Origin of the sequence: Streptomyces indicus, from assembly GCF_900100315.1 — a bacterium.
GTDB classification, from domain to species: Bacteria; Actinomycetota; Actinomycetes; order Streptomycetales; family Streptomycetaceae; genus Streptomyces; species Streptomyces indicus.
Genome location: NZ_FNFF01000003.1, coordinates 556,872 through 563,085, shown reverse-complemented (window position 1 = coordinate 563,085; position 6,214 = coordinate 556,872). Strand labels below are relative to the sequence as shown.

General features: G+C 70.8%; 4 protein-coding genes, 2 rRNA genes and 1 pseudogene. 4 read left to right on the top strand and 3 right to left on the bottom strand.

Annotation, left to right across the window (positions count from 1 at the left end; all coding sequences use genetic code 11):
• Window positions 1-313: ribosomal RNA gene (locus BLT97_RS12060) — 23S ribosomal RNA — on the top strand; the annotation flags it as partial.
• On the opposite strand, the gene BLT97_RS37830 is transcribed toward BLT97_RS12060, so the two are convergent.
• Window positions 312-458, bottom strand: coding sequence for a hypothetical protein (locus BLT97_RS37830; RefSeq protein WP_176953734.1), 147 nt, complete (start codon window positions 456-458; stop codon window positions 312-314). The two genes, BLT97_RS12060 and BLT97_RS37830, sit on opposite strands and share 2 nt — an antisense overlap.
• On the opposite strand from BLT97_RS37830, the gene rrf reads away from it, so the two are divergent.
• Together rrf and BLT97_RS38285 are read left to right on the top strand one after the other, a co-directional pair.
• Window positions 447-563, top strand: a 5S ribosomal RNA gene (rrf, locus tag BLT97_RS12055). The genes BLT97_RS37830 and rrf overlap by 12 nt on opposite strands.
• 1,313 nt (window positions 564-1,876) lie before the next feature.
• A pseudogene (locus BLT97_RS38285) lies at window positions 1,877-2,641 on the top strand (tetratricopeptide repeat protein); the annotation flags it as partial.
• Between the two features lie 306 nt (window positions 2,642-2,947).
• On the opposite strand, the gene BLT97_RS12040 reads toward BLT97_RS38285, so the two are convergent.
• Entirely contained in the window at window positions 2,948-4,222 is a 1,275-nt protein-coding gene (locus tag BLT97_RS12040) for a DUF1015 family protein (RefSeq protein ID WP_093609006.1), read from the bottom strand.
• Between the two features lie 74 nt (window positions 4,223-4,296).
• On the opposite strand from BLT97_RS12040, the gene BLT97_RS12035 reads away from it, so the two are divergent.
• Window positions 4,297-5,325: an HAD hydrolase-like protein gene (locus tag BLT97_RS12035; RefSeq protein ID WP_093609004.1), complete on the top strand. Its 1,029-nt coding sequence runs from the start codon at window positions 4,297-4,299 to the stop codon at window positions 5,323-5,325.
• A gap of 55 nt (window positions 5,326-5,380) precedes the next feature.
• Here the strand turns inward: BLT97_RS12035 and BLT97_RS12030 are convergent, their stop codons facing one another.
• On the bottom strand, window positions 5,381-6,181 hold the full coding sequence (locus BLT97_RS12030; RefSeq protein WP_093609002.1) for a siderophore-interacting protein: 801 nt from the start codon (window positions 6,179-6,181) through the stop codon (window positions 5,381-5,383).
• Window positions 6,182-6,214: the final 33 nt, after the last annotated feature.

Here is a 6,214-nt window from a genome sequence, read left to right as displayed (position 1 = left end):
AACGTCGTGAGACAGTTCGGTCCCTATCCTCTGTGCGCGTAGGAATATTGAGAAGGGCTGTCCCTAGTACGAGAGGACCGGGACGGACGAACCTCTGGTGTGCCAGTTGTACCGCCAGGTGCATGGCTGGTTGGCTACGTTCGGGAGGGATAACCGCTGAAAGCATCTAAGCGGGAAGCCTGCTTCGAGATGAGTATTCCCACCCCCTTTGAGGGGTTAAGGCTCCCAGTAGACGACTGGGTTGATAGGCCGGATGTGGAAGCCCTGTAAGGGGTGGAGCTGACCGGTACTAATAGGCCGAGGGCTTGTCCTCAGTTGCTCGCGTCCACTGTGTTAGTTCTGAAGTAACGAACAGCTGTTGCCGGCTGAACAGTTAACTCAATTGAAAAGAGTGCTTGTTCGCTGCCCTGTTCATGCTCCGGATTTCCGGGGCTACTTGAAAGGGTTTCGGTGGTCATAGCGTGAGGGAAACGCCCGGTTACATTCCGAACCCGGAAGCTAAGCCTCACAGCGCCGATGGTACTGCAGGGGGGACCCTGTGGGAGAGTAGGACGCCGCCGAACAATTATTGGAGGACCCGTGGTCCCAGCGTTCACGCTGGGGACCACGGGTCCTTTTTGTTTTCTGCCGAAGCGCGGCCGATGCGCGGCCCTGCGAGAATGACTTGCGGTACCTAGGACAGGAGTCACCGATGTCGACGAACACCCCCGACGATCGCCCGGAGCGCGAGCAGCGCCGTCGGGACGGTGACCGCGGCGGATACCGCCGCGATGACCGTGGTCCGCGTCGGGACAACGACCGCGGTGGCTTCGGCCGGCGTGACGACCGCGGCCCCCGTCGCGATGACGACCGTGGTGGGTTCCGTGGCCGTGACGACCGTGGTGGTCGTCCCGGTGGCGGTGGTTACGGGCGTCGTGACGACGACCGTGGTGGATTCCGTGGTGGTCGGGACGAGCGGCGTGATGACCGTGGTCCGCGTCGTGACGATGACCGGGGTGGGTTCCGGCGTGATGACCGTGGACCGCGCCGCGATGACGACCGTGGCGGATACCGCCGCGATGACCGTCCGGCGTTCCGTCGTGATGACGACCGCGGTGGGTTCCGTCGAGATGACCGGCGTGATGACCGCGGCCCCCGTCGTGACGACGATCGCGGTGGGTTCCGTGGTCGTGACGACCGTGGTGGTCGTCCCGGTGGCGGTGGTTACGGGCGCCGCGATGACCGGGGTCCCCGTCGTGATGACGACCGTGGTGGGTTCCGTGGCCGTGACGACCGTGGACCGCGCCGCGACGACGACCGGGGTGGATTCCGCGGTCGCGATGACCGTCCGGCGTTCCGTCGTGATGACGACCGTGGTGGGTTCCGTCGTGATGACCGGCGTGACGATCGTGGTCCGCGCCGCGACGATGACCGTGGTGGGTTCCGTGGCGGCCGTGATGACCGTGGTGGTCGTCCCGGTGGCGGCGGTTACGGGCGCCGTGACGACGACCGTGGCGGGTTCCGCCGCGATGACCGGCGTGATGACCGTGGTGGGTTCCGTGGCCGCGACGAGCGTCCGGCGTTCCGCCGTGATGACGATCGCGGTCCCCGTCGTGATGACGACCGCGGTGGGTTCCGTCGTGATGACCGGCGTGACGATCGTGGTCCGCGTCGTGACGACGATCGCGGTGGGTTCCGTGGCGGTCGTGAGGACCGTGGTGGTCGTCCCGGTGGCGGGTTCCGTAACCGCGATGACCGGGGCGGGCGCTCCGGCGGCTACGGCCGGCGGGACGACCGTGGCGGGCGTCCCGGAGGCGGCGGGTACCGCGGCCGCGACGACCGCAGTGGCGGCTTCCGCGGCCGCGACGACCAGCGTGAGCGCGAGCCCGTCAAGCGGCTGCCGATTCCCGACGACGTCACCGGTGACGAGATCGACGGCGATGTGCGTCAGGAGCTCCAGAGCCTGCCGAAGGGGCTCGCGACCGATGTCGCGCGCAACCTCGTCATGGTCGCCAAGCTCATCGACGAGGACCCCGAGGGTGCCTACGGCTACTCCCGCGTCGCCCTGCGGCTCGCGTCCCGTGTCGCCGCCGTCCGCGAGGCCGCCGGCTTCGCCGCGTACGCGAACGAGAAGTACTCCGAGGCCCTCGCCGAGTTCCGTGCCGCTCGCCGGATGACCGGCTCGGCCGAGCTGTGGCCGGTCATGGCGGACTGCGAGCGCGGTCTCGGGCGGCCCGAGAAGGCGCTCGACATGGCCGGTGAGCCCGAGGTGCAGCGCCTCGACAAGGCCGGACAGGTCGAGATGCGCCTGGTCGCGGCCGGTGCCCGGCGCGACATGGGCCAGCTGGACGCCGCGATCGTGACGCTGCAGAGCCCCGAGCTCGCCTCCAACTCCGTGCAGCCGTGGACCGCGCGCCTGCGCTACGCCTATGCGGACGCGCTGCTCGAGGCCGGCCGTGAGGGCGAGGCGCGCGAGTGGTTCGCGAAGGCCGTCGAGGCCGACAAGGACCACAGCACCAACGCCTCCGACCGTCTCGCCGAGCTCGACGGCGTGGAGTTCGTCGACGCCTTCGACGAGGACGAAGACGGTGAAGAAGGCCAGGACGGCGAGGAGTTCGCCGCCGGCGGCCGCGTAGAAGCATCCGATGGCGAGGATGAGGACGACGCGGACGACGACCTCGACGAGGACGAGGACGAGGTCCGGGCTGCCGAGGCGGCCGGTGTGGACGGCGCCGAGTACTACGACCCCGACGACGAGGAGTACGAGGAGGAGACCGCGGCAGCCGCCAAGCCCGCGCTCGACCAGCCGCTCTTCGTGGCCCCCGACGCCGGCCCGGAGGCCGGGGACAAGGGTGACGAGTCCGGGGCTGACAAGGCCTGAGGCGCCAGGAGCTGACGAAGGGGCGGTGACCGCAGACGGTCACCGCCCCTTCGGCGTGTCCGGGAGGCGTGCGGCAGGAGGCGTGCGTCAGTGCGCGAGGCTGCGCAGCACCAGCCCTGTGGCTGGCTTCGGGCCGAACGAGGTCGACTTGCGCGGCATCGTCACGCCCTCGCGCGCGAGTTCCCGTACGACTTCCTCGCGGACGGGGTGCATCAGGACCGCGGTGCCGCCGTCGCGTTCCGCCTTCGCCACTGTGGCCACGGTGTCGTGGATGTACGCGATGTGCGCCGGGTCGTCCGGGATGCGCCAGACGTGGTCGAGGAGTGTGGCGTGCAGGACGGTGGCGTCCAGCCGCTGCCAGGCCTCGGGACGGTCGGCGGGGACCGTACGCGCCAGGAGCTCGGGGGAGGGGCGGTCGACCAGGTGGTACGTGCTGTCGCCGGTCAGGAGGAAGGCGTTGGACTCCGTCGCGGCCGAGGCCAGCGCCTCCATCGCCCGCGACAGCGGCCCTTCGACCTGCCGTACGCGGAAGGAGCCCCGCACGGCGGCCAGCGCGTCGGAGAGGGGGAGCTGGTGCAGCAGGCGGTGGATGGCCCGTACGCGCAGCGGATAGCGGGCCGTGTCGACCAGGAGGACCAGACCGTAGTCCCACGGCGTGCCCCGCGGGTGCTCGGCGCGCAGCCGCAGATAGGTGGCCCAGCGGTGGTGGCCGTCCGCGATCAGGGCCTGGCGGCTGCTCAAGTCCTCGCGGATCTCGGCCAGTTCGGCCGGGTCCGTGACCGACCACAGGCGGTGGCTGAAGCCGTCCTCCGTCGTCGTCGAGAGCAGCGGTGTGCGCTCGACGGCCCGCTCGATCACGGCGGTCGCGCCGGTGCGGGTGCCCTCGCTGCGGTAACTGAGCAGCAGCGGCTCGAAGTTGGCGCCGGCGGCGCGCATCAGGTCCGCCCGGTCCTCGACGATGTGCGGCATCACGTCCTCGTGCGGAAGGACGATGCCCTCGGCCGCCTCGGAGAGTTCGAGGGCGCCGATGAGACCGCGCTGGAGGAGGTCGCCGTTGCGCTGTTCGTAGACGTAGAGCGCCGGCTCGGCGTCGGGCACGAGGATGCCCTCGTCGAGCCAGGAGCGCAGGGTGTCGGCGGCCTGCTCGTGGCGGGCCTCGGGTGCCGCGGCCTGGGGCAGGATCAGGCGGACGATGTTGTGGGGGTCCGCCGACTCCAGGTGGTGCAGCCCGTCGGGCCGTACGACCACGTCGTACGGCGGCGAGGTGACCGCGGCCAGGCTGCCGACCCGATCGGAGTCGTAACGCAGGCCTCTGAACGGGGTGAGGTTCAGACCTTCGGCCCTCTGACCTGTGGTGTTCATTGAGGCATCGTAGTTGTGTCCGAGCCATACGAGATGATCGGGGCACAGGCACCGATCGAGGAGCGAACACGACCATGGCGCACCAGACCGTCAGGACAAGCCCGGCCGGCAGCGAGCGGGCGCTGAGCGCGGCGTACGACACGGCGCTGCTCGATCTCGACGGGGTGGTGTACGCGGGCGGTCAGGCGATCGCGCATGCCGTCGAGTCGCTGCTCACCGCGCGCGAGGGCGGCATGCAGCTCGCGTACGTGACCAACAATGCGCTGCGCCCGCCGCAGGTCGTCGCCGAGCACATCACCGAGCTCGGGGTGCCGACCGAGGCCTCCGAGGTGATCAACTCCGCGCAGGCCGTGGCCCGGCTGATCTCCGAGCAGCAGCCGGCGGGCGCCAAGGTGCTGGTCATCGGTGGCGAGGGGCTGCGGATCGCGCTGCGTGAGCGAGGGCTCGTACCGGTGGAGTCGGCCGATGACGATCCGGCGGCTGTCGTGCAGGGGTACGGCGGACCCGAGCTGCAATGGGGCCGGTTCGCGGAGGCTTGCTACGCGATCGCGCGCGGGGTGCCCTGGTACGCGTCGAACACCGACCTGACGATTCCGAGCGGGCGCGGCATCGCGCCCGGCAACGGAGCGGCGGTCGAGGTCGTACGGATCGCCACGGGGGCCGAGCCGCAGGTGGCGGGCAAGCCGCTGCCCCCGATGCACCGCGAGACGATCCTGCGCACGGGCGCGCGGCATCCGCTGGTGGTGGGGGACCGGCTCGACACGGACATCGAGGGTGCGTACAACGGGCAGGTCGACTCGCTGCTCGTCCTGACCGGCGTGACCGACGGCGCCCAACTGCTCGCGGCCAAGCCCGAGCACCGGCCCACCTATGTCGACGCGGATCTGCGCGGGATGCTCACCGGGCAGCCTGAGGTCGTGGCCGAGGGCGAGGGTTTCCGGTGCGGCGGGTGGACCGCGCGGGCGGGGGAGAGCCTCGAACTCGACGGTGAGGGCGAGGCGTTGGACGGTCTGCGTGCGCTGTGCGCGGCGGCCTGGACGCATGCGGGGGACGGGGCGTGCGGGCTCGACTCGGGGAAGGCGCTGGCGAAGCTCGGGCTGTGAGAGGTGAAGAAGGGGGTACGCCGGTCACCGGCGTACCCCCTTCTTCGTACGTGGCTCAGGCGTCCTCGCCCGCCGTCAGGAGGTCGTCCTCGGTGGCGCCCTGGCGCCAGTAGCCCGTGAACTTCACGCGCCGCTTGTCGAAGCCGCGCTCGCCGACGAGGTGGCGGCGCAGCGCCTTCACCGTGGCCGATTCGCCGGCGATCCAGGCGTACGGGGAGCCGTCCGGCAGGTCGGCCGCGCGGACCGCGTCCACCGTGCCGCCCGCCGTGACCCACTCGACCGTCGCGTCCGCGGCGGTCTTCAGCTCCTGGCGGTCGGCCGGGTCGCGGACCTCGAGCCACACCCGGACCGGCTGACCGGCCGGGAGCGTCTCGAGGATGCTCGCGACGGCGGGAAGCGCCGACTCGTCGCCGGTCAGGAGCAGCCAGTCGCTGTCCTGCGGCGGGCGGAAGTCGTACGCGCCGTTCTCCTCGTCCACCGGGGCGAGAACGGAGACCCGGTCGCCCGGTGCGCAGCGCTGCGCCCAGCCCGAGGCCGGGGCGGTGGTGCCGTGCAGGGCGAAGTCGACGAGGAGTTCGTCGGGGGTCAGGGCGCGGGTGGTGTACGTGCGCATGATGCCGCGCACCGAGGGGTCGAGCTCGCGCCAGGCCGCGTACCAGTTGTCGCCCTGCTCCGACGGCACGACCGGGGCGTCCTGGCCGGGGTGCGGCAGGAACAGCTTGATGCGCTGGTCACGGCCGGCCGAAGCCATCCGCGCGAGGTCCGGGCCGCCGAACGCGACGCGGATCATCGAGGGCGTGAGCTGTTCCTTGCGGAGGACGTGGGTGTCGAAGAACTGGTACGGGGCGTCGGACACGGGCGGGTGCCTCCTGTGGTTCGGGGCGTGGGG